The sequence below is a fragment of the Clostridium sp. K13 genome (assembly GCF_019734195.1).
Lineage (GTDB): Bacteria > Bacillota > Clostridia > Clostridiales > Clostridiaceae > Clostridium.
In genome coordinates, this window is the sequence record NZ_JAASHM010000028.1 from 1 (window position 1) to 21,558 (window position 21,558).

Genomic DNA, 21,558 nt, shown 5'->3' on the forward strand with positions numbered 1-21,558 from the left:
TCATCTAATGAACTTACATTACTTCCATTATTTTTAAATGACTTCATTCCTTCTTGCATAGTTTGTCCTTCTGAGCCGTTTATTTTATTGCCTTCTATATTATTTGTACTAAAATCTTTATTTGGATTATTTCTTAGATTTTCTATGTCCTTGAATTTATCATTTAATGAACTTAAATTACTTCCATTATTTTTAACTGCTTTCATTCCTTCTTGTGTAGTCTTTCCATCTAATCCTTTTGATTTATTAGCTTCTACATTATTTTTACTAAAATCTTTGTTTGGATTATTTGTTGAACTTTTTATGTCTTTGAATTCATCACCTGGAGAATTTAAATTACTTGCATTATTTTTAACTGCTTTTATTCCTTCTTGTACAGTCTTTCCATCTAATCCTTTTGATTCATTATTTTCTATGTTATTCTTACCAAAATCTTTGTTTGGATTATTTCTTAGATTTTCTATATCTTTGAACTTATCATTTAAGGAATTTAAATTAGCTTTATTATTTTTACTTGCTTTCATTTGATCTTGTAAGCTTTCTCCAACTAAGATTCCTACTTTATCTCCATTTTTATTTTTCGTATTAATATCATTATCTGAATTATTTTTAAGTTCTTCTATATCCTTAAATTTATCATTTATAGTATTTAAATCTGCTTCATTATCTTTACTTGCTTTCATTTGGCTTGGTTGACTATCTACAGTTTTATCTTGCTTTTTAATATCTGAATCATTTTCTTTATTAGGTATATTATTTTTATCTTTTCCTGCAAACATTCCTGACATAGCTCCACTAGCACCAGCCATGCCTAAAGCTAATCCATTTCCTAATTTAGGTACTACTCCAGCTAATAATTTTCCTGAATTTAATGCTCCCTTTGCTACTCCATATCCAGCCATTAAAGTTCCCCATGAACTCTTTAACCCTGCATCTATTCCCAGTATTCTCTCAACTAAATTAGGACCATCTATAACCGCTATTGCTCCACCTACAATAAATAATATTTTTAATATCCCATTATTGCCTAATCCATTAGCAACAAGACTTTTAGTTATCCATGAATTATATAACATATACATATTAGTTAATACAGCAGTAATAAATATAACTATAAATATGGATATTATATGCTTTACCATTTCCTTTAATCTTTTACCATCACTTATATCAGCAAATGCTAGTAATGTTATAAAAAGTTTATTAAATGCCAACTCAAATAATAATCTTATAACTTTTAACATAATGCAAACAAATGCTATTCCAATAGCTCCAAGAGAGATGATTACTGAAATGAAATCAATATTATATCTATAATACATTTCATCTATTGAAAACCACCCCTTCTCTAACTTAACTAATTTTTTATCTCCATTTTCTTTAAAAATTATCTTTTTCTTAAATAAATCTGAATCTTTAACTTCGCTGGTATCAAGAGCTTCATTTATATCTATATTATATATACTATCTGCACTTATATTATTTTTTTCTCCTGCCAGGTTAAAATCATTATCATCCAAATAATATATATCATATAAGCTTTCTTTAACTAATGTATTTGTTAGGCTTTGATTAGAATTATTTATACTACTTATTGCTACTTTAGTTATATCATTCATCTTTGTCATAAAAGTTGAAAGTAATACTACTACTAATATTGAAAATAATATATTTGATGGTAATTCGTTTCTATTTTGTTGCCTGTTAAATATAATTCTAAATCCTAGTATACCAATTGAAATAGCAAGTATAGTCCAAACTAAAGGTTCATATTTATCTATTAATTGATTTACTTCCGAACTATTGAAAAATCCGTTTATTGTATATACTTTATTAGCCGTACTTTCTATACCATTCACTAATTTAGCAAGTAAGGTTATTAATCCCCAACCTAACCACCTAATACAACTTTCAAATACATTTCCTAATTCAAGAACTCCATTCTCAATTAATGTATAAAGTGTATCCAAAATTTCACCCCCTACTTAATCTCTTAATTTCTTCTTCTCCTATTTTTATATAAGCATTTAACTTTTCATTATTAATTTCATTTGCTACCTTATACAAATTACTCCACATGGAGTTTTCATTAAAAACTTCGATACCTTTCTTTCTCATTTCTATTTCTCGATTAATATTATCAAGGTCTTTAGGAGTAAATATTCTTCCTAGCTCTATAGCTTTGTCTTTTGCTTTATACTCATTAACTACTTCTTCAATTATTGACTTATTTGGTATACTATTTTCTTCTTTATCATCTTTAAATAGTATTAACTCTTTCAAATTCACATTTCTATGAAGAGTTGGGATTTCTTCATTTATAAGATTCTTTGTATTATCAAAGAAATCTCCTAAATATTCATATCTATATTTAAGAGTATGCTCTGCCGTATTGAAAATAGGAAATGGTCTAATCTTCTTTCCATTAATATCTCGTCTTTTAGTTCCTCTAACAATAACAACTTCACCTTCTTCTAAGTGCATCAATTCATCTGTAGTTAGTAACTTTCTTCCATCAACACTTTCAGTTTGATGTTTAGTTGTATCAAGTATTTCTCCACTTCTTGAATAAGTTGTTATAGTTTTATCACCTAATAACTTTGAAAATTCTTCAGCGGTTTCTACTTCATTAGTAAATATATAAAACTTATTAGAACAATTTCCTAATATAGTTTTATAGTCATCTCCATATAATTTTTTTAATTGTGATATACCTTGAATGATTAAATTAAATTTAATATTTCTACCTAAACAAACAGTTATTATGTTAGCCATACTTTCTATGGCTGGCATATTACCAAACTCATCTAATAAGAAGATAACTTCTCTATCACATTTAGCAGGGATATTGAATGTGGCTTCTTTTGCTAAAACATAATATAATTGTCTAACGAATATACTTGCAATAACATGATTAGATGTATCATAATCGGGAACTGTCATAAATAAAGCTACTGGTCTATTATCTTCTGATTTAAAGCCTATATCTTTTAAATCTATAGAATTTTTAGATGTTAACTTTGCTATTTCATCCATAGTAAATATATTAAGCTCTGACATTGCAACACTAAATATAGACCCCCTAGCTTCTCCTTTAGAGAAGTTAGACGTTGCATACTGCATTTTTGCTACTGATTCTACTGGTAACTTTGAAAAATACTTATCTAATTCATTATTACCTTTAATATCTGTCTTAGAACCTAATTCCGATAACATATTAGCAACTGTATAAAGAGTTATTTTAGACTTTATTTTTTTAATATCTTTTTCTAAGTTACTTATTAATTTATCTTTATTTTTCTTATCACTATTTTCTAATTCAGCTATCTTTTTATAATATATTTTGCAATCTTCAAAACATTTCTCTGTAACTGCAAGAATTAAAGCATTAACTAAACTCATAGCTGAATTTTGCCAAAAAGGGTCTTTGGTATCTGGTTTATAATAAAGCATATGAGTTAATGTCTTACATAATCCTTGAGCTGTGCTATAGTCCTCTTTCTCATAAGCATCTATTACTAACTGAAGTGGATTATAACTCATTGAATTTAATGGATTTATTAAGTTTAAAACTTCTACTCTATATCCTCTAGCTTCAAGTATCTCTTTTGAAGCACCATACAACTCAGCCTTTGGATCATTGACCACCAACGAAGCTTTTTCCTCCGCTCTTGAATATAAATCAATAGTTGGAAATACAAATAATTCACCTTTACCACTTCTAGTTGTTCCAATAATAAGGTTATTTGTTGGACTATCATCAATATATAAAACTTCTCTCATTACCTTCTTACCATCTATTACAATATAATCTTTATACCCACGAGCAATTGGTATTCCACCTTTTCCGTTATATCCTCCCTGCTCTCTTTCCTCAATTGTTTCAACTTCATCAACACTTTTATATTGTTCATCTATTTCTTCCATAGTAGTAAATCTACTCGTACCTTTTTGTCCATCACTTATATCCTTAAATGATGCCCTAAAGTTAAAAATAAATTTAATCAATACTAATGTCATTATTCCATATGCTAATAAATACAATAATGGATACCCAAAATTAGGCATAAATAAGTTGAATAAAATATTAAATTTACTTTCTCCTCCTGCTAACATTAAAAACATTGCATCTATAGAGTTAGAAATTAAATTAACAAAAATAGTTACCAGTAAAAATACACCTATTATAAAAGATAATAGTATCTTTTTATCAGCTAACCGTTTTATTAATTTCATTTCTCTATTAGCTTCTTTTTCTTCTAATAAATCATTTAATTCTTTTTTTACATCTGAAATAAATTTCTTCATATATCCTCCTATAATAAAAGGGAAGATTAAATCTTCCCTTTTTTAAAATGTTATTTTTGATTCTAAGAAAGTGGCTATTGCAGAAGCACCTAATATAAAAATAAGCCCTACTCCTGCTCCTATGTACCAAGGTTTAGCCTTTCTTAATCCTTCAGCTCCTCCAAATATCTGTTGAAATCCACCTACTCCAAAAGCTATAGCTGCTCCAACTACACCTAAAATTTGCATCCATCCAATAAATTCATTCCCCATATTTGCTAATTGTTGTACAACATCCATTTATTTTTCCTCCTTAAATCTATCTTCTTTTACTATTTCTTCTACATCTATAAGATTTTCTTCACAAAATTTATTTAATGCTAAAGTATTGTAGTCCAATACTTTAAGAACTTTATCAAGTAGAATTTCATATTTTCCTTCATACTCTACTAATTTATCAAGATATAAAAATTGTCTTTCTAAATATGTTTTTAAAAACTCATTTCTACTTTTATATCCTAATTCTTTTGCTTTTTCATCAATTTTACTAATTGTTGCTTTTGAAATCCCTCTAATTTTAATTTCCACTCCAATTAATTACCTATTTCCTTTCTTAAATTTAAGCTTTCCTTCAATAACTTTGAATTTGTAAATATAACATTCCTATGTTGTTCATTTAACCATTCTTCATAAGTTTTGCCACTTGCTTCAATTACCGCAACTGCAATTTCTTTAATATCTTTATCAAGCTTTTCTCCTGCCATATAATCACCTCCCTTCAATAAAAAAGAACCTCTCGGCTATTGCCTGTCAGAAGTTCTTTTCCTAAAAATATATATAATAAAAAGGTGTTCCCGAAGAACACCTTTATCTAAATTAAATTGTTTATCTTAGCTTTCATAATTACATAATCTTTTTTATTACTTTCAGTAGCCAATTTATATTTTCCACTCTTAATATTGAAATCATACATACTATAAATAAAATCACTTATAGGATATCCCCTTTCAATATATTCTTCGCCAATTATCTTCTTAAACTCAGAGTTTATTCTCTTTTCAAGTAATATATTATCCATTTCACCTTCACTATAATCTAATTTTTTAATATATACTTTATTACAACCATAGTCTTTATTCCTTGTACCATAAAATCTACATATAAATGGTCTTACTTCATATATTGAACATTTACCTTCATTTAAAAATACACATGGTATTTTTAAATTACCCTCTCTTGTAATAAGCATTTCATAATTTACTTTTTCATTAACTTTTATTACTGTATTTAACTTTTCATATTCACTAGTATAATTTTCCTTAATATTCATAATATATTCTTGTGCCTTTGATTTTACTTTATTAATTTCTTCAATATCTTTTTATACAATTTATTACTTTTTTCATTTTTACAATCTATTATTTTACAATTATCTAATATACCTTTTTTCACTTCTAATCCATTCATTATTGTTAACCTAGTCTTATCTGTATTCATATATAACACACCTTTCATCTATATTAAATAGAATATTAATTGCATAATTAAAAGGTATCCCCAAGGGATACCTTTATTTTAATAAGTTTAAACTTGATAGTATTTCAGCCTTCAATGTTGCTTTCACTATTTCCGGCACATCAATTACTTCTTTTGATAACTCTTCAAAATTATTTATAATATAATCTATATTAATTTCCTCTTTACAACTTTTCTTGTATTCTTTCATAATAATTTTGCTTATTACATTTACACATTCATTAGTAAAATATGGATCACCATTATTTTTATATGGAAATATAGATTCAGCTAATTCAAAAGCTTTAAATTCTGCTTTATTAATTTCATTCTCTTCTATTAATCTTTTTATTTCTTTAATCTCACTATTCACTTCTATTTTTTTATTCATTATTTTCACTCACTTTCAATTAATTGTATTTTTGAATTATTCACTACTTTAATTTTCTATTTATGATTTTATTTACGAACCTATTTTGATTTTTACTATGCTCTATCATTTCTATAAAATCATATTTTTTTCTGTTTTTAAAAGGGTTAAGTTGACTATTTTGACACTTTTGTTTTTCTATATATCTATCTGCCTTTCCCATATTACTTCCTTTCCAAAAGTGTTCCCTAGGAACACCTTAAGCTTCTACCGCACTATACATTAACTTACTCACTTTGTTCCGTTACTTAATATTCCGTTTGGTCTACTTTCTTATATTTCAAAATCACTAAAATTATTATCAACAAACTGCAACAAAACGTTATATAATAATATATTTAAACTTCTACACTCTCTTATGTATTCAGCTACATATATTTCATATGCTCTTATATGTTCTTCTTCTGTTAAGTTTATACTTACCCTCCCCCCCCTAGTTTTACTTGATGTACCATAAATTATTTTTTCTTTATTTAACCTTGGATTCTTCAACCAATCCTTTATTATTTGTTCTGCTAATTGATTATATCTTATTCTTTGTCTATGCAACCCATTTATAACTATATACTCTTCTAATTTTATTCTTATTTCCTCGGTAATTCTTATCGCTACCTTTATTGTCTCCATGTCTTTTCCTCCAAATATGTATTTTAATTTTATTTACCTTATAACCTAAATAAAATAAGTATAAAAATACTTACTTTATTTAACTTACCTAATAATAAAAGATGTCCTTCGGGGACATCTTTTTATCTTATTAACAAATTTATTCCTTCAAAAATATGTCCCTGGGGAACACTTTTTAAATATTTTTTTCCGATTTTGCTCCTACAATAACACAAGCTACACTTGCAACTCCACATACTGATAAAACTATTGCTATAACACTCATAAACATCATAATTCTCACTCATTTCTTTTAATATCTACTTTTTTTCTTTAATATTTATTTTATTAATAAATTTTCTTCCTTCTTTCATTTTTTTATCTATATAATTATTTATCCAATTTATTAGATTTTTTTGCATTTATATCTCCCTAATTTTTTTACTTACTTTATGTTGAATACAAATCCTATCGCTAAAAACTTTTAATACTACCCAATTATCAGGATTTAACTTATTTTCTTTTATCATAATTTTTTGCTTCCTAGTTGGATTTTTCCCTTTCATATTATTTCCTCCTTTAAATTACCTTTTATAAATTAACTAAAATAAGCATAAAATTACTTACTTTAGTTAACTTACTTAATAATAAAAAGTGTTCTTCGGGGACACATTTTTTATTTCATATTTATATTATTTTTTCTTATAATTAAAAGGTGTCCCCTAGGAACACCTTTATCATTTATCTTATTTTTTCTTCTACAACTATTCCATTAACAAGTAATCTATCAGAAGTACCTTCTCTTCCGTAGCAAGTTATTAGATTAAAAACTTGTGTAGTTGAATATTCTATAATATCCTTTTTCAAGTTATTATTACTATAATTATTTCTATTAACCAATTCTGAAAGTAAATCTATATATTCTACAGTCCCTAGTTCATATTGACCACTAAACACATTATCATTTTCATTAGCAATAAAAATTGAAAATATATCACATTTCATAGCTTTTCTCTCCGTATATACATATATATATCTATGTTCTTCTAAAAAGTCCGAAGATAAGTATTTTCTAAGTTCACCAAACATTTGACTACTAGCCATATTATGTCCGAATATGAAAGTATTACCCTTTGTAAAGTTTGTACCACTAAAACCAAATAAGGAACCTAGGGGGGTATGCTCCTTACTTATATTTTTATATAAATACTCTTCATCACTTTCACCTACTAGTATGGGATAATCCACTTTCGTTCCAGGAATGTATATCCATGCTACTACATCCTTATTTATAGATTTTAATTTTTGAAAATCTATAATTCTATTTAATGGATCTTCCTCATTTTCGTTAGTTACCAACTCTCGAATACTATCATTATTTACTTTATTAGTTATTCTATATTTCCAATCTATAAAGCCTTTAAATAGAAATATTATAGAAATTACTAATAAAACACTTGCTACTATCTTTTTCAAAGTTACTCCTTCTTTCTTGCCTTAAAAAATAAAGTTGAACTACCTATTAAACCCATACCTCCTAAAACTAAATAAATTGAATTTCCATCATATGCTGTTGCTGGAACCTTAGTCTTATCTTTTTTTATTATTTCAGTATGTTTAGGTATTACTTGTATATCATAAGACATAGATTTATCTGTTTCATTCCATGAAGGAATTGAAACTATAAAAGGAGTTATATTATCGTAATTTGCTATATTCTTAGCATATACTAAATATACTCCCACATCTAAATCCTCAATATTACACTCTCCACTAGCATTAGTTTTCATTAAATTATCTGTTTTGGCTACTTTCTTAAATAACTCGGCTGCTAATTCTAAATCATTAGCAGTTTTTATATTATTTAAATCAACTTCTACACCCTTATAATCTTCCTTTACTTTGTAAAGCCCATCTTCAATATCTGCTATTTTAGATATTGAAAACTCAACACCTTCTTTGCTTTGATTATTTTTTGCATCTGCTAATTTTATAGTTATACTTCCCTTATTTGATAAAGAAGTCTCATTATTTAGTATTTCATTTAATACCTCACTTGGTGGAATTACTACACTTCCATCTCCTTTATCAATTATTACAGAATCGCTAATTATAGCTCTCGGTGAAGCAATAACACTAATTGGTACACTTAATAATATTAATGTTGATACCAATACTTTAAGCTTTTTTCCTAGCACTATTAATCCTCCTTCCAACAATTATTGTTAAAAATACAAATGGGATTGCTAAAAATACATATTCTCTAATAGACATATTTTTACTTTCTATACTCTCATATATAGCTGGTTCATATTCAGTTCTTTCACCAGTTACTACAAGCCTATGAGTATTTAACCCATATGGAGTACAAGTTATAAGAGAAACTAAATCTTTGCCTTCTTCAATTTCTAATCCAGCAACATCTTCAGGCTCTATTACTTGTATATCATTGACCTTATAAGCTAATGTTTCATTTAATACTCTTATAAAAAATAAATCGCCTTCTACTAATTCATCTAATCTAGTAAATAACTTAGAACTTGGCAATCCTCTATGAGCTGTTAATATACTTTTAGTATTAACCCCACCTATAGGTAAACTACTTCCATTAAGATGTCCTACACCAGCAGATAATACTTCATCACTAGTTCCATGGTATATAGGTAAATTAACATTAATACTAGGAATTTCTATGCTTCCCATAATTCCATTTCCTATATCCAATGTTGTATTATAATTTTCTTCACTTAAAATACTTAGCTTATCACTACTTAAAGAAGTAAGTGATTCAAATAGAACTTCATTATACTCCTTTGCCTTTGATAATGCTTCTTCAAGAGAAGAATTAGATGAATTATTTATCATCTGTTGATATGTAGCAACAGTCCCTTTCTGAGCCTGTTGCTGAACTATCCCACTAATCAAAGGGTAAGAACATAATATTAATCCTAATAAAAAACTTAATTTTTTTAATATATTATTCTTTCCCATAACAATTTTACCTATCTATATATTAGTTTTTCTTTCTTCTAATTGAGTAAGTCATAATTCCAGTTCCTAAGCTAACCATTAATAAAGTCATTGGTGAACCAGTTATAGGTAGCTTAGTTCCAACTTTATTCACTACTGTTAAGTTCATTGAACCTTCATTTACATCTGTAGTTAAATTTAAATCTTCAGTATTAAATATTCCTGAATAGAAAGATTTAATCTTAGCAGTTGCTTCTAATGTCTTTAATGTTTTGTCAGTTGCTCCATCACCTTTAATGTAATTGTTTCTATCAGTTGTATAAGTTGGTACTACATTAATTTCTATTGGGTCTAATAATGGTCTATATCCATCAGGGGCATCTGTTTCTTTAAGCCAATATGTTCCTTGATCTAATCCAATTATGTTAAATACGCCATTGGCATCTGATACCATTTCTACTGCATCTTGTGGTTTAGTACCACCAGTATGATCACTTCCACCAATGCTATCTCTATTAATTACTATATATCCATCAGAAGATTTTTTAACATATACTTCATTTTTACAATCTTTATCTGAATATAATCTAAACTTAGCTCCTTCAAGATTTAAATTATGGTCATTAACTTTTAAACCTTCAACCTTAAATGTAAAGCACACTACTGTGTCCCAAGGAGTTTCACCAGTTTCACCTTGTCCGTCACCATCAGGGTTATTTGAAAATTCAAGCTTAACATCATTTTCAAAACCTGGTCTACCAGTATCGTTAGCAGCTTTATCATTTAAAGTAGCATCATATCTTAAAATAACCTTTTGTCCATATTCATTTTCACCTAAAGCATTTTTATTATTAAATTCCCTGTCTACTATAGCTTTTAAGTCAGTAATTTCAACTTTAAAAGTTTCTCCTTTTCCTGGATTTTCAACTATATTAAATTCTCCTGGATTTAAAGTATAACTCTTATTCTTCCCTTCAATAGTAATAGAAACTGTATCTTTCTTAAAAGTTAAAGCTTCATCCATTTTATCATGCCATGCATAATAATAATTATGATATCCATTCATGTTTGGAACATTTGATTCAAATTTATAAGGAACTGTTTGACCTATTTCATAGTCCCCAATATCATTCCAACCACTATTTCCTATGCTATCTTTATTATCATCTTCTTGTATTTTCTTTATTACAGAAGGATAATCTGACTTTATTTGCACTTCTGCATTTGGATTAGCAGTATTCACCATACAAAGTGAACTTGCTGAATGAGTATCATCTACAGCCGTTACTTCATCAACAACATAATAACCATAGTCTAATCCTGCAATAACTATGCTATTATCAGCCTTAGTTTCACTTACATTAACAACATCACCTTTAATATTTAACTTCTTAATTTCATCCCTTAGTTCTTCTACAAAGTATCTGAAATCACTATATCTACCTTCTAAAGTTTGATCTGCATGAGCACCTTCAACTTTATTAGTATTTAAAGATTGAATATAATCAATTATTTCATATTCAGTTACTTGAGCTGCTGCTTTATTTAATTTCTTACCTACTACATTTTGTAATGGAGTTTTATAAGTAGGATTTATTGTATAATTAATTGATTCTAACCCTGCTGAGTTTTCAGCATCAAATAGCTTGTACACATTAAACTTTTTCCCTACTAATGTTTGTCCACTATTTCCTGAAATAGTTATTTGTGCACTTCCTTTACCTAAATTTGCTACTCCCCCTGGAGTTCCTACTTCAGCTCTTACATCTACTATACTTTGTATATTTGCTTCTGCAAAAACCTTTATTGAACTCATTTGACCTACTATTATTCCAGCCAATAATACTGAACAAAATATTTTTCTTGTTTTCTTGCTTATCATTACCCTATTCCCCTTTATCTACTTTCATTTTCTTTTTATTTGAAAAAACTGAATAAGACATCAATCCTACTCCAATTAATAATATAGGTATCATTAACCATGAACCTGTTTTAGGTAACTTCATACCTATTGTATTTACAACTTTTATATTTACTTCTCTATCAGATTTAGTTCCAGCTAAATATACATCCTTATTTGAATCTGTATCATTTACTGTGTATTTAACACCGTCTATATAGTAATCAAACACATTATTAACTGGTGTTGATTCTACATATATTTCATAAACATGAACTTTTCCAAAAATATCTACTGGTATTCTATAACCTTCGGGAGCTTTAGTTTCTTTCATATAGTATTTTGTTCCTGGTTTTAAATTTAAAAATTTAAGATTACCATTTCCATCACTTACTTGTGTTTCTATTACATTATTACAAGCACTATCTGAATATAAAGTGAACTCTGCACCTTCTAAAACTGCCCCTTTATCATTAACCTTTGTTAATTTTATACTAAATGGCTTAACATCATCATTTACAGTTAAAATTCCATCACCCTCAAATTCTGAATAACTCATACCCATATTTATTGTATTAGAAATAACATTTATAGTGTTATCTGACTTAACTTCAAACACAAATTCATTTTTATTTACTTCATAACCTTCAGGAGCTTCAAACTCAACTATTTTGTGAATACCTTGAGTTAAACCTCTAATAACTACTTCACCATTTGAACCAGTTTGTAACTCTTCTGTAGTACCATCAGGTAAAGTATGTCTAAACTTAGCATTAGGTATTAAAGTTGATGTTCCACTTTGAACCTTTTTTATAACAAAGTTTAAAGAATCTTCTTTTATTATTGGCTCGTTATAAGTATTTACTAATTCCCCACTACCACTAGTTGTTATTTTCTTTACAAATATCTCTGAATTAATTTTATACCCAATAGGAGCTTTAGTTTCTTGAATTGTTAATGTTCCTGCTGGTAATGTAGGAACTCCAAAACTAGTGTACCAAAATGCATCCCCTGATACCTTATAAGAATCTTCTAAACGAATAAATCCATTAGAATTAGTTTTCATAATCCAAGTTCTAGTAGGACTAATACCTAAGTCTGCTGGATTAACACCATCGTTATATTCACCTGCATAAAATTTAAAAGTAAATTCAGCATTTTCTAATGTTCCACTACCTTGAGGTGAAGCATTTCCAGTATCAGCATCTACTTTTCTTAAAAGCACACCTACAGGGTCAGTTTGTGGTTTATCAGTAAAGTTTCTTGTAGCTTTACTACCCGAAGTAACTGTCATAGGATAGATATTATTATCTAAAGCATATCCCTTTGGAGCCTTAATTTCTTTTATATAATAAGTTCCTGCATCTAAAGAAATTTCTTGAGACCAACCATTAGAACCTATTGTAAGAGTTGCCACTTGACCAGTTGCATTAGAACCTGTAAATACCCCATATTCTGCACCTGTTATGTCATAATAACTATTCCCATTTGTAATAGATGGGTCAGCAGAAGATTTAGATATTTGTAATGAACCCTTGGGACTATATTCCCAATAAGCAATTGATTGATATGCAGAATTTGATGGATCTCCAATATAAGCCTTAAAAGATGATGGTGGAGATGCAAGTCCTGAAACTGCATTTGTTAATCTTACACCCATACTCTTACTAGTACCATGTCTAATATTAGATATCGCCATAGCAGTTCCTAATCTTAAAGAATTATAAGTCCAACCACTAATTTGAGCTGGTCCTTCAGAACCGTAATACAATATCTTTCTAATAGTATCATTTGTTACTTCTTGTATATTTGATAATATAGTGCCTGATGGTGGGTCTGTCTTAGTATGGTCAGCACAAAAAGCCGCTCTACCATTAACAGAATAGACACCAGTTTGTCCCATAAAGATACCACCCTCATAGTAAGTTACACTATTTTCGGGAGCAGAAATATTAGTATGATTAGGTCTCATTACTGTTACACTTCTAGCCATAGCTAAATCAAATGTAGAAAAACCAGATCTAGCCATTCTATTAATAGATGGTATCAAAATATACTTAGCATCTACTTGAGAGTAAGCATCAAATAAATCATTCGTAGATGTTATATTATTCGATGATAACCTAATAAGTGTAAGTAAATCCCCTAAATAAGTTTCTTCTAAATCCTCGATATACTCTTGTTTAAAGAAGAATTGAAAATCAACGTACTCTTCTAGGTTGTTAGAAGCTACTAATGATTTTCTAAATTCTAATGATTCTGAAGAATCATAGTTACCAGCTTCATATTCTGCAATAAACTTCTTAGCTTCTTCAGATACACCCTTTTCTTCTTCAATCTCATCATTAACTTCTTCTTTAGTTTCTTCTTCAATCTCATCATTAACTTCTTCTTTTATTTCATTATTAGTTTCTTCTTTAATCTCATTCTCAGCTTCATCTTTAGTTTCTTTTTCAAAGTTTACATCAATAAAAGTACCATCAGATTTTGTAGAAACATTATATATTTTACTGTTTCCACTTTCTCCAACTTGAGAATCAACACCACTTACAGATGCTATTAAATATCCATCATTAGGAGTTACTGTTAATTTCAAATCACTATTTACAGTTGCATTAGCTCTTAATACATCCTTATCTTCTAAAGAGTATTTTGAATAGCCATCATCAACAATAACAGTACCTTTACCATTAACTTTGATTTCTAACTTAGCAACTTCTTCTATAGTTTGTGCTTGTGCTTTTATATCACTTCCCATTCCTATAAAAATGCACATAGTTAGAACTAAACTTAAAATTCTTTTAAGTTTTCTCACTGTCATCCCTCCTTATTTTTTTCATTTTCAATTTTTTCTGTGCAATACTTACAAACATGATCTCCATTTAATACAATAGTTCCACACATTACACAAGTATTCATTTTAATTCACCCCTTTCACTTTCTTAAATTATGCAATTAAAAAACTCCAACCATATTAAATAGTTGAAGTTCTTTATGTTACATAATTTTTTGTACTAAAAAACACCTAAACTAATAGGTGTTTTAAATAAAATTAACTTATCAAGTTTTGTGTCCTTCGGGAACACCTTTTAATATTTTTATTACTATAGAAAACATCTTAATTTCTAGGTGTTTATCATACAGAATAAAATCACTATCATAACTACATTTATAATTAATGCTATTTTTAATATAATTTCAAAATATTTATCAAAAAATTCTTCTATCTTTTTATAAATCATACTATTTAGTTGCTCCACAACTACTACATTTATATCCAGTAGTAACTGTTTCATCCCAAGCAGCTTTATCAACAACCCATTTATCTTCATATACTGCATCATGATTTATTTTATTAGTTCCTACTTGTACTTGTTTCCAATCAGTACGGAATCCCCCACAAGAGTAATTTCCAGCTAATGCTTGTTGTTCTATATGCCCCCAAGGATCTGATGTTATATCTAAACCACATCCATTACAAATTGCCACTTCTTTATCTTCATAAATCGGAATTTCTTCTGTCCATGCTTCACTAACTATTTTTTTCTCGTAGTGTCCTTGTTCATCATGATGTATTACACTAGTAATTGGCACCCAGCTATGAGTATGAGCTTCTTCCTTATTAGTAGTATTTCCGCCCGTTGAACCACTACTAGAACTTCCTGTATTATTACTACTGTTTGAGTTAGAAGAACTTCCACTAGATGGCTTACTATTAGAATTACTCCCTTTATTAGTATTAGTGTTAGTGCTTGTACCACTATTTTCTATAGTTGTTGAAGTAGAATTTGGCTTTGATGTTGAAGTATTCGAAGTAACTTCTTTACCTGCTTCATCATTATTATTAGCTACCTTCTTTTCTGTATCTGCTATCTTATTTTCTAGTTCCTTTTTTTCTTCATCTGACATATTAGATGTATCTATACTTTTTAATTCTTCTAATTGCTCTTTTATCTCATCATTTTCTTTATTAGAAGCTTTTTTATCATCTTTTTCTACAATAATATTTTTATTTTCTACATTTTTATTATTTAATATTATTGTTCCAACTACTGTTAATGCTAAAACTCCAGCTACTGTTCCTGTTATTATTTGTACTTTTCTATTTTTTAAAATTTCTTTTATTTTTTCAAATTTCATAATACACCTCTCACATTATATTATTTTGTGTTCTCAAGGAACACTTTTATTTATTGGGGAGAAAAACTCCCCTTGATAAACTTACAGACCTTAATTAAAATTTGCATTTTATATTCTTTGTAATCCCTCAAGTCCTGTAAATTATTAACCTATTTTTTTATATACAAATGTTTTATCATACTCTCTACCTTCATTATTTCCTAATTTTCTTGGCATATCACTAGTATATTCATATCCATTTGCTTTAGCTTTTTCCTTATCTAAAACTAAATCTCCTTTAGAATTATTCTTATATGCTGATAAACTTGATTTAACAAGTGATCTATCACTCATAAATTTACTACTTTCATAATTTATCGCTTTATTTATTTCTCTTAATTCTATTTGCTTTAATCTTCTATTACATTCAAATATAACTTTCTTCCTTTTCAAATATTGTATTCTTTTTTGAGTTGCTTCTTTTGTTCTATTTAATTCTATAGAAATCTCTAAAGCTGTACAACCATTATTAAACATTTCTATTAATATTTTGTCATCTTCTCTCCAACTTCCCTGCTTAACCATAACTCCTCCTAAAAAAGTGTATAGTTCACCCAAACCGCTAGGGTGGAAATTTTCTATTTCCTCCAAATTTTTAATTTATATAACACTTTTCTTTTTTTGAAAATACTATGTTCAAATAATAACATAAAACAAACATTTTTGTCAATAAATAATACATTTTATATAAAATTTATTTTTTACTGACATTAACCTCTTTTTTTATGGTTTAAATTTTATATTTCTGTTAAAACTATAGTAGGAGGAAGTACATATGAGTTGGATTAATCTTGGAAAAAAAATTAAAGAATATAGAAAATTGAATAATATAACACAACAAGAATTAGCTAATAAATTAGGAATATCAAGGTCTACACTTTCATACTATGAAAATGGTGAAGTTGAACCTAATATTTATACATTATTAAAATTAAGCGAAATTATGAATTGTTCTATGGATTATTTATTTAGTATTGAAGTTCTAGATAATACAGATGTTAAAATTGATTATTCAAGTTATATAAATAATAATGAAAAAACTATTAATACTCCTAAAAACAACTATGTAGATGAATTAAAAAAACTACTAAAAAAAGTTGAAAGAACTTTTATTGAACTCGAACAATCAAAGAAAAGAACTGATCTAATGTATGATGAATTAAAAAGAACTAAAAATAGACTTTTTAAAATAGATGATTTATCTAAGAAGCTAGATTATATAGAAACACTATTAGAAAAAAATTCTAATGATAAGGAAGAATCTTCAGATATATATTATGATAGTGATTTTTCAATGTATCAACGTAAAATAGCTGAAGATACTCCTCCATATAAACCAAAATAAAAAAGATAGTCAAGAGAGTAACTTTTATTATTCTCTTGACTATCTTTTTTTTAATTAAATTCTCTTATTATTTATATAAATAGTATTTATTATATAATACTATTTATTTTCTATAATTATAGAAAATAAATAATTAATTTAAAAGGAGAGACTTATGCTAAAAAAAATCTATATTCAAAAAACTATATTAAAAAAAACAAAAAACTTTTCTTTTTAAGGAAAAAAATTTGTTATGGTAGCGATGTTTATAATTATACAAAAAAATTTTTTAAATTCTGTGATAAAGAAATTTTACTTGCTATCACTCTTGACTCTAAAAATTACATATCCTCTATATCTATAGTATCGATTGGTTCTATTAATACTTTAAATACTACGCCTTCTGAAGTTTTCAAAACTGCTATAATAACTAACTCTAACAGTATAATTCTAGTTCATAATCATCCTACTGGTGATCCTACTCCAAGTAATCATGATATTAAGGAAACTTTACTTTTTAATAAAAGTAGTAAAATTCTTGGTATTAATTTTTTAGACCATATTATTATTGGAGATAATAATTTTTTTAGTTTTAAAAAACATAATATTATTTAATTACATAAACTAAAAAAGTGTTCTCAAAGAACACTTTTCAGAAATATAATCTTTATTAAAATTTCCTCTATTTTTTTACTATAACTCTTATAATGTTATAATAATTATATAGATAAACTTAAAATTTATTTTGGGTGTACTGACACCTTAATAATCTGAAAGATTTACGTGATTTAATTGCACGTCGTTGGCAGACAACAGAAAAATCAGTTAATTGGGAGTATATGTACCAAGTACAGATACTCCATTTTTTATACAGGGGGATATATAGCAAAACTAAATAGATATGATGTTTTAAAAACTATAATTAAATCAGCTAATCTTTATAAAAAACTTAGTTAACAAAAACTTTATTATAGTTTCTAAAAGTAAAAATGAACCTTATAAATTTTAGGAATTAAAGTTTGAAAAAAAACATTTTTTACACCTTGTTGGTATTAAAACTAAACTTTCTTCAAAACATTTCTATACAAAAGCAACAACTAAAAATTTATCTATAAGTGAGTTTGATCCTAGAACTGATGGTACTACAGAACTTAAACTCGCTGTTTTACCTACATTAATGGATTATAAAGATATATTTATTAATTTATTTTCAACTACTTCAGACTTAGTTGCAATTGAATTTGAATCCTAAAACTAGACAAGCATTTTATCTTTATCGTACATAATTTATTATTGGCACTATTCCCATCACCCACTTATAACGCTTCAATAAGCTAAGATATTCTATTGCCTTAGCTTGTTCCATCTACCGAGCGACCAATCTAAAGCAAAGAATAACTAAACTTATTTTTACTATAAGCGTGTACCCGATGGAGTGCATCCAAATAAGTAAGAAGTCCTTAGGGACTTCTTTTTTTATTCTGTTTTTTTGAGGCACTAGCCTATCATATTTCCATTCAAGTTGTAAAGTCATTCCATAAAAATTTTTGTCCGCCAACTGAATCTGCAGTAAGCAGCCAAAATTTTTTACTCCATTTTCCTTTACAACTCACTCCAATATGTAGTCTTAGGCTCAACAAAAAAACAACAACACGAGGTGCTAACCGAGAGTGTTAAATCAAAATGAAAGGATTTGATTATATGAAGAATTATAATATTTTCTTATCGGCTAATAATAAAAAATTAGAAGATAAAGCACTAATGAGAATTGACCTTTTTGATAATATGAAAATTAAAGACATTGAAGAATTGAAAAATTTTAATGTAGTTTATATATCTAAAGGCCATGAAGATACAGTTTATATAAAAAACTCTAAAGTTACTCGTAAAGTTAGATATATTCAAATTTTCAAAAAGTAGTTTATTTATAGCGACATATGTCGCTATAAATAAATTGATTAATATAAAAAAAATAGATACTATTAAAGTAGTAAAAAAAAGGAGCGTTTTATTATGAAAATTATATCATTATTTAATCTAAAAGGTGGAGTTGGAAAAACTGTAAGTAGTGTTAACATAGCAACAATTTTAGCTTTAAAAGGTAAAAAAGTATTACTAATAGATAATGACCCACAAGCTAATAGTTGTATTAATTTAAATATGGCAAATGAAAATCAAATAGGAATTTATGAACTTCTTGCAAATAAAGATATTGAAGTCAATGATGTTATAAGAAAAACAGATATTAATAATTTATATTTAATTCCCAGTACAATAAAATACTTTGATATTCAGAATAAACTTTCTACAGAATTAAACCCTTATAATATATTAAAGAAAAAATTATCATCTATAAAAAATAACTTTGATTACATTATAATAGATAATCACCCATCTTTAAGTACAATGAGCTTAAATGGATTGGTTGCTAGTGATGAAGTATTAGTTCCGCTTACACCCGATAACTTTGCTCTTGAAGGATTATCATTCTTATTTGATAAAGTTAATGAAGTTATTGAAGAATTAAACTATGATTTGAAAATAGCAGGTGTTTTCATTTCAAGATTTAAAGCCCAAACAAATATATCAAAAGAAATAAAGGCTTATTTAGAGCAAGAACTTTCAACACAATTGCTTAATACAGTTATAAGAGAAACTACAAAAGTTGGAGAAAGTACGACTGGTGAACCACTAGTTATATACGATAAAAACTGTACTGCTACTAAAGATTATTACTCATTAGTAAAAGAAGTATTTAATATATAGGAGGATTATTTAATGGCTAAAAAATTTAATTTAAGTAATAAATCATCATCTAAAACACTTGGAGAAAAAGCTAAAATTCTCGAAAACAAATCGGAGTTTGACTTTCGTCAAATTCCATTTGACGAAATTAAAGTGAATAATAAAAACTTTTATAATGTAACTGCTATTGAAGATTTAGCACAAAATATTAAAGAAAATGGACTTATGCACAATATAGAGGTATTGGATATTTCAAATAGTGAAAAAAGAGAATTTAGAATTTTATCAGGAGAACGAAGATACCAAGCTATTAAATATTTAAGAGAAACTGGCATTAAATTTGATACTATTCCGTGTAAAGTAATAAAAGGTTTAAATGAAATAGACGAAGAAATTCATTTAATTAAAGGTAATTCAGATACTAGAATAATTAGTGAAGAAGAAAAAAGAAAACAAATTGAAAGACTTAATGAATTATATAATATAAAAAATAAACATCAAGGCACAAAAATAAATGCAAAAAAAGAAATTGCTAAAGAATTACAAGTTTCAGAAAGAACCATTGAAAGATATAACAATATAAATAACAAACTAATTCCAGAGTTACAAGAATTTTTTGATAATAAACTTATAACATTAACAGAAGGTGATAAGTTTGCTAAATTAGATGAACAAGTTCAATTTGCTATTTTAGAAGTATTAAAACAACAAAGTAAGATTTCAAAAGAAGAACTTGAAATAATAAAAAACGAAAATAATAAATTAATTGAAGAAAAATATTTAAAAGAAAAACAAATTAAAGAAAAGGAAGATTTAATTAATACTTATCAAAAAATAAATAATGAACTTGAAGAAAAAGAAAGACATATTAAAATAAAACTTGAAGAAAAGGAAAAAGAAAAACTCTTAATAAGAGAACAATTAGCAAAAGAATTTGAAAATAATCGAAATGAAGAAATTGATAAACTTAATGAAAAATTAAAAATAATTAATGAAGAAAAAGAAAAACTTCTTAAAAGTGAAAAAGAAAATGCTGAAAGATTAAAAAATAATAATATTCAATTAGAAAATAAAATATCGGAATTGGAAAATAAACTAAAATTTGAAGCTACTCAAAAAGAAAATTTTATTAAAAAAGAAGTTTTAAATGAAAAAGCAAAGAATTTAAGAAAAACAGTTATAAAAGATATAATAGAACTGGCTGACTTAATAAAAAATAATAATTTAGATTTAGCTGATGAAACTATACTAGAGTTAGAAAGAACTATAAATTTATTCAAATATAAAAATAATAAAAAATAGACTATAGATAAATCTATAGTCTATTTTTTCGCTTTTTTATCATATTACTCTTTTTACTACCGACATATGTCGCTACTCTCCCTTATCCTTTTTACTACCGACATATGTCGCTACTCTCCCTTATCCTTTTTTCTACCGACATATGTCGCTACTCTCTCTTATCCTTTTTTTCTACCGACATGTGTCGCTACTCTCTCTTATCCTTTTTTTCTACCGACATGTGTCGCTACTCTCCCTTATCCTTTTTTCTACCGACATATGTCGCTACTCTCTCTTATCCTTTTTTTCTACCGACATGTG

Annotated in this window: 23 protein-coding genes and 1 pseudogene; 6 read left to right on the forward strand and 18 right to left on the reverse strand. The window is 27.1% G+C overall.

The window, feature by feature from the left end; translation table 11 throughout:
- From HCG76_RS13770 to HCG76_RS13855, 18 genes are all read right to left on the reverse strand, one after another.
- On the reverse strand, positions 1-1,970 hold a 1,970-nt coding region (locus HCG76_RS13770; RefSeq protein WP_221719009.1), incomplete at its 3' end, for a pLS20_p028 family conjugation system transmembrane protein.
- A 4-nt stretch (positions 1,971-1,974) separates the two neighbouring features.
- Positions 1,975-4,308 carry a VirD4-like conjugal transfer protein, CD1115 family gene (locus HCG76_RS13775; RefSeq protein WP_221700978.1) on the reverse strand — a complete coding sequence of 778 codons (2,334 nt, stop codon included), beginning with the start codon at positions 4,306-4,308 and terminating at the stop codon, positions 1,975-1,977.
- A gap of 42 nt (positions 4,309-4,350) precedes the next feature.
- Entirely contained in the window at positions 4,351-4,587 is a 237-nt protein-coding gene (locus HCG76_RS13780; RefSeq protein ID WP_055276917.1) for a hypothetical protein, read from the reverse strand.
- Complete coding sequence (locus HCG76_RS13785) at positions 4,588-4,875, reverse strand: hypothetical protein (RefSeq protein WP_055276915.1); 288 nt, start codon at positions 4,873-4,875, stop codon at positions 4,588-4,590.
- Positions 4,876-4,880: 5 nt separating this feature from the next.
- Positions 4,881-5,051, reverse strand: a complete 171-nt coding sequence (locus tag HCG76_RS13790) for a hypothetical protein (RefSeq protein WP_156327448.1) — start codon at positions 5,049-5,051, stop codon at positions 4,881-4,883.
- Positions 5,052-5,158: 107 nt separating this feature from the next.
- Positions 5,159-5,617: a YkgJ family cysteine cluster protein gene (locus HCG76_RS13795; protein WP_221700977.1), complete on the reverse strand. Its 459-nt coding sequence runs from the start codon at positions 5,615-5,617 to the stop codon at positions 5,159-5,161.
- Positions 5,618-5,640: 23 nt separating this feature from the next.
- On the reverse strand, positions 5,641-5,784 hold the full coding sequence (locus HCG76_RS13800) for a hypothetical protein (protein ID WP_221700976.1): 144 nt from the start codon (positions 5,782-5,784) through the stop codon (positions 5,641-5,643).
- 73 nt (positions 5,785-5,857) lie between these two features.
- The gene (locus HCG76_RS13805; RefSeq protein ID WP_055276914.1) at positions 5,858-6,193 is read right to left on the reverse strand and encodes a hypothetical protein; all 336 of its coding nucleotides are present in this window, start codon (positions 6,191-6,193) and stop codon (positions 5,858-5,860) included.
- Positions 6,194-6,236: 43 nt separating this feature from the next.
- Positions 6,237-6,395, reverse strand: coding sequence for a hypothetical protein (locus HCG76_RS13810; protein WP_156327446.1), 159 nt, complete (start codon positions 6,393-6,395; stop codon positions 6,237-6,239).
- A gap of 110 nt (positions 6,396-6,505) precedes the next feature.
- Complete coding sequence (locus HCG76_RS13815) at positions 6,506-6,859, reverse strand: hypothetical protein (protein ID WP_055276912.1); 354 nt, start codon at positions 6,857-6,859, stop codon at positions 6,506-6,508.
- A 401-nt stretch (positions 6,860-7,260) separates the two neighbouring features.
- Positions 7,261-7,404, reverse strand: a complete 144-nt coding sequence (locus HCG76_RS13820) for a DUF6906 family protein (protein ID WP_221700975.1) — start codon at positions 7,402-7,404, stop codon at positions 7,261-7,263.
- A 175-nt stretch (positions 7,405-7,579) separates the two neighbouring features.
- A complete protein-coding gene (locus HCG76_RS13825; RefSeq protein ID WP_221700974.1) occupies positions 7,580-8,314 on the reverse strand; it encodes a class B sortase in 735 nt (244 codons plus the stop codon).
- A 2-nt stretch (positions 8,315-8,316) separates the two neighbouring features.
- A complete protein-coding gene (locus HCG76_RS19405) occupies positions 8,317-9,036 on the reverse strand; it encodes an LPXTG cell wall anchor domain-containing protein (protein WP_055276908.1) in 720 nt (239 codons plus the stop codon).
- Complete coding sequence (locus HCG76_RS13835) at positions 9,017-9,829, reverse strand: class C sortase (RefSeq protein ID WP_221700973.1); 813 nt, start codon at positions 9,827-9,829, stop codon at positions 9,017-9,019. Before HCG76_RS13835 ends, HCG76_RS19405 begins: the two co-directional genes overlap by 20 nt.
- A gap of 22 nt (positions 9,830-9,851) precedes the next feature.
- Positions 9,852-11,690 (reverse strand): isopeptide-forming domain-containing fimbrial protein, encoded by a 1,839-nt coding sequence (locus HCG76_RS13840; RefSeq protein ID WP_260458150.1) that lies wholly within the window; start codon positions 11,688-11,690, stop codon positions 9,852-9,854.
- Positions 11,691-11,694: 4 nt separating this feature from the next.
- Entirely contained in the window at positions 11,695-14,523 is a 2,829-nt protein-coding gene (locus HCG76_RS19410; RefSeq protein WP_221700972.1) for an MSCRAMM family protein, read from the reverse strand.
- A 428-nt stretch (positions 14,524-14,951) separates the two neighbouring features.
- Positions 14,952-15,848: a hypothetical protein gene (locus HCG76_RS13850; protein WP_221700971.1), complete on the reverse strand. Its 897-nt coding sequence runs from the start codon at positions 15,846-15,848 to the stop codon at positions 14,952-14,954.
- Positions 15,849-15,992: 144 nt separating this feature from the next.
- Positions 15,993-16,412 carry a hypothetical protein gene (locus HCG76_RS13855; RefSeq protein WP_221700970.1) on the reverse strand — a complete coding sequence of 140 codons (420 nt, stop codon included), beginning with the start codon at positions 16,410-16,412 and terminating at the stop codon, positions 15,993-15,995.
- Positions 16,413-16,662: 250 nt separating this feature from the next.
- Between HCG76_RS13855 and HCG76_RS13860 the strand changes: the two genes are divergently transcribed.
- The 6 genes and pseudogenes from HCG76_RS13860 (at position 16,663) to HCG76_RS13885 (ending at position 21,258) form a co-directional block, all read left to right on the forward strand.
- Positions 16,663-17,232, forward strand: coding sequence for a helix-turn-helix domain-containing protein (locus tag HCG76_RS13860; RefSeq protein ID WP_221700969.1), 570 nt, complete (start codon positions 16,663-16,665; stop codon positions 17,230-17,232).
- Positions 17,233-17,457: 225 nt separating this feature from the next.
- Complete coding sequence (locus tag HCG76_RS19565) at positions 17,458-17,826, forward strand: JAB domain-containing protein (protein ID WP_396020919.1); 369 nt, start codon at positions 17,458-17,460, stop codon at positions 17,824-17,826.
- Positions 17,827-18,232: 406 nt separating this feature from the next.
- Positions 18,233-18,463 (forward strand): annotated as a pseudogene (locus tag HCG76_RS19570) (PBECR4 domain-containing protein); the annotation flags it as partial.
- 449 nt (positions 18,464-18,912) lie between these two features.
- On the forward strand, positions 18,913-19,131 hold the full coding sequence (locus HCG76_RS13875) for a hypothetical protein (RefSeq protein ID WP_221700968.1): 219 nt from the start codon (positions 18,913-18,915) through the stop codon (positions 19,129-19,131).
- A 93-nt stretch (positions 19,132-19,224) separates the two neighbouring features.
- The gene (locus HCG76_RS13880; protein WP_221700967.1) at positions 19,225-19,977 is read left to right on the forward strand and encodes a ParA family protein; all 753 of its coding nucleotides are present in this window, start codon (positions 19,225-19,227) and stop codon (positions 19,975-19,977) included.
- Between the two features lie 12 nt (positions 19,978-19,989).
- The gene (locus tag HCG76_RS13885) at positions 19,990-21,258 is read left to right on the forward strand and encodes a ParB/RepB/Spo0J family partition protein (protein ID WP_221700966.1); all 1,269 of its coding nucleotides are present in this window, start codon (positions 19,990-19,992) and stop codon (positions 21,256-21,258) included.
- The last annotated feature ends 300 nt before the right edge of the window (positions 21,259-21,558 follow it).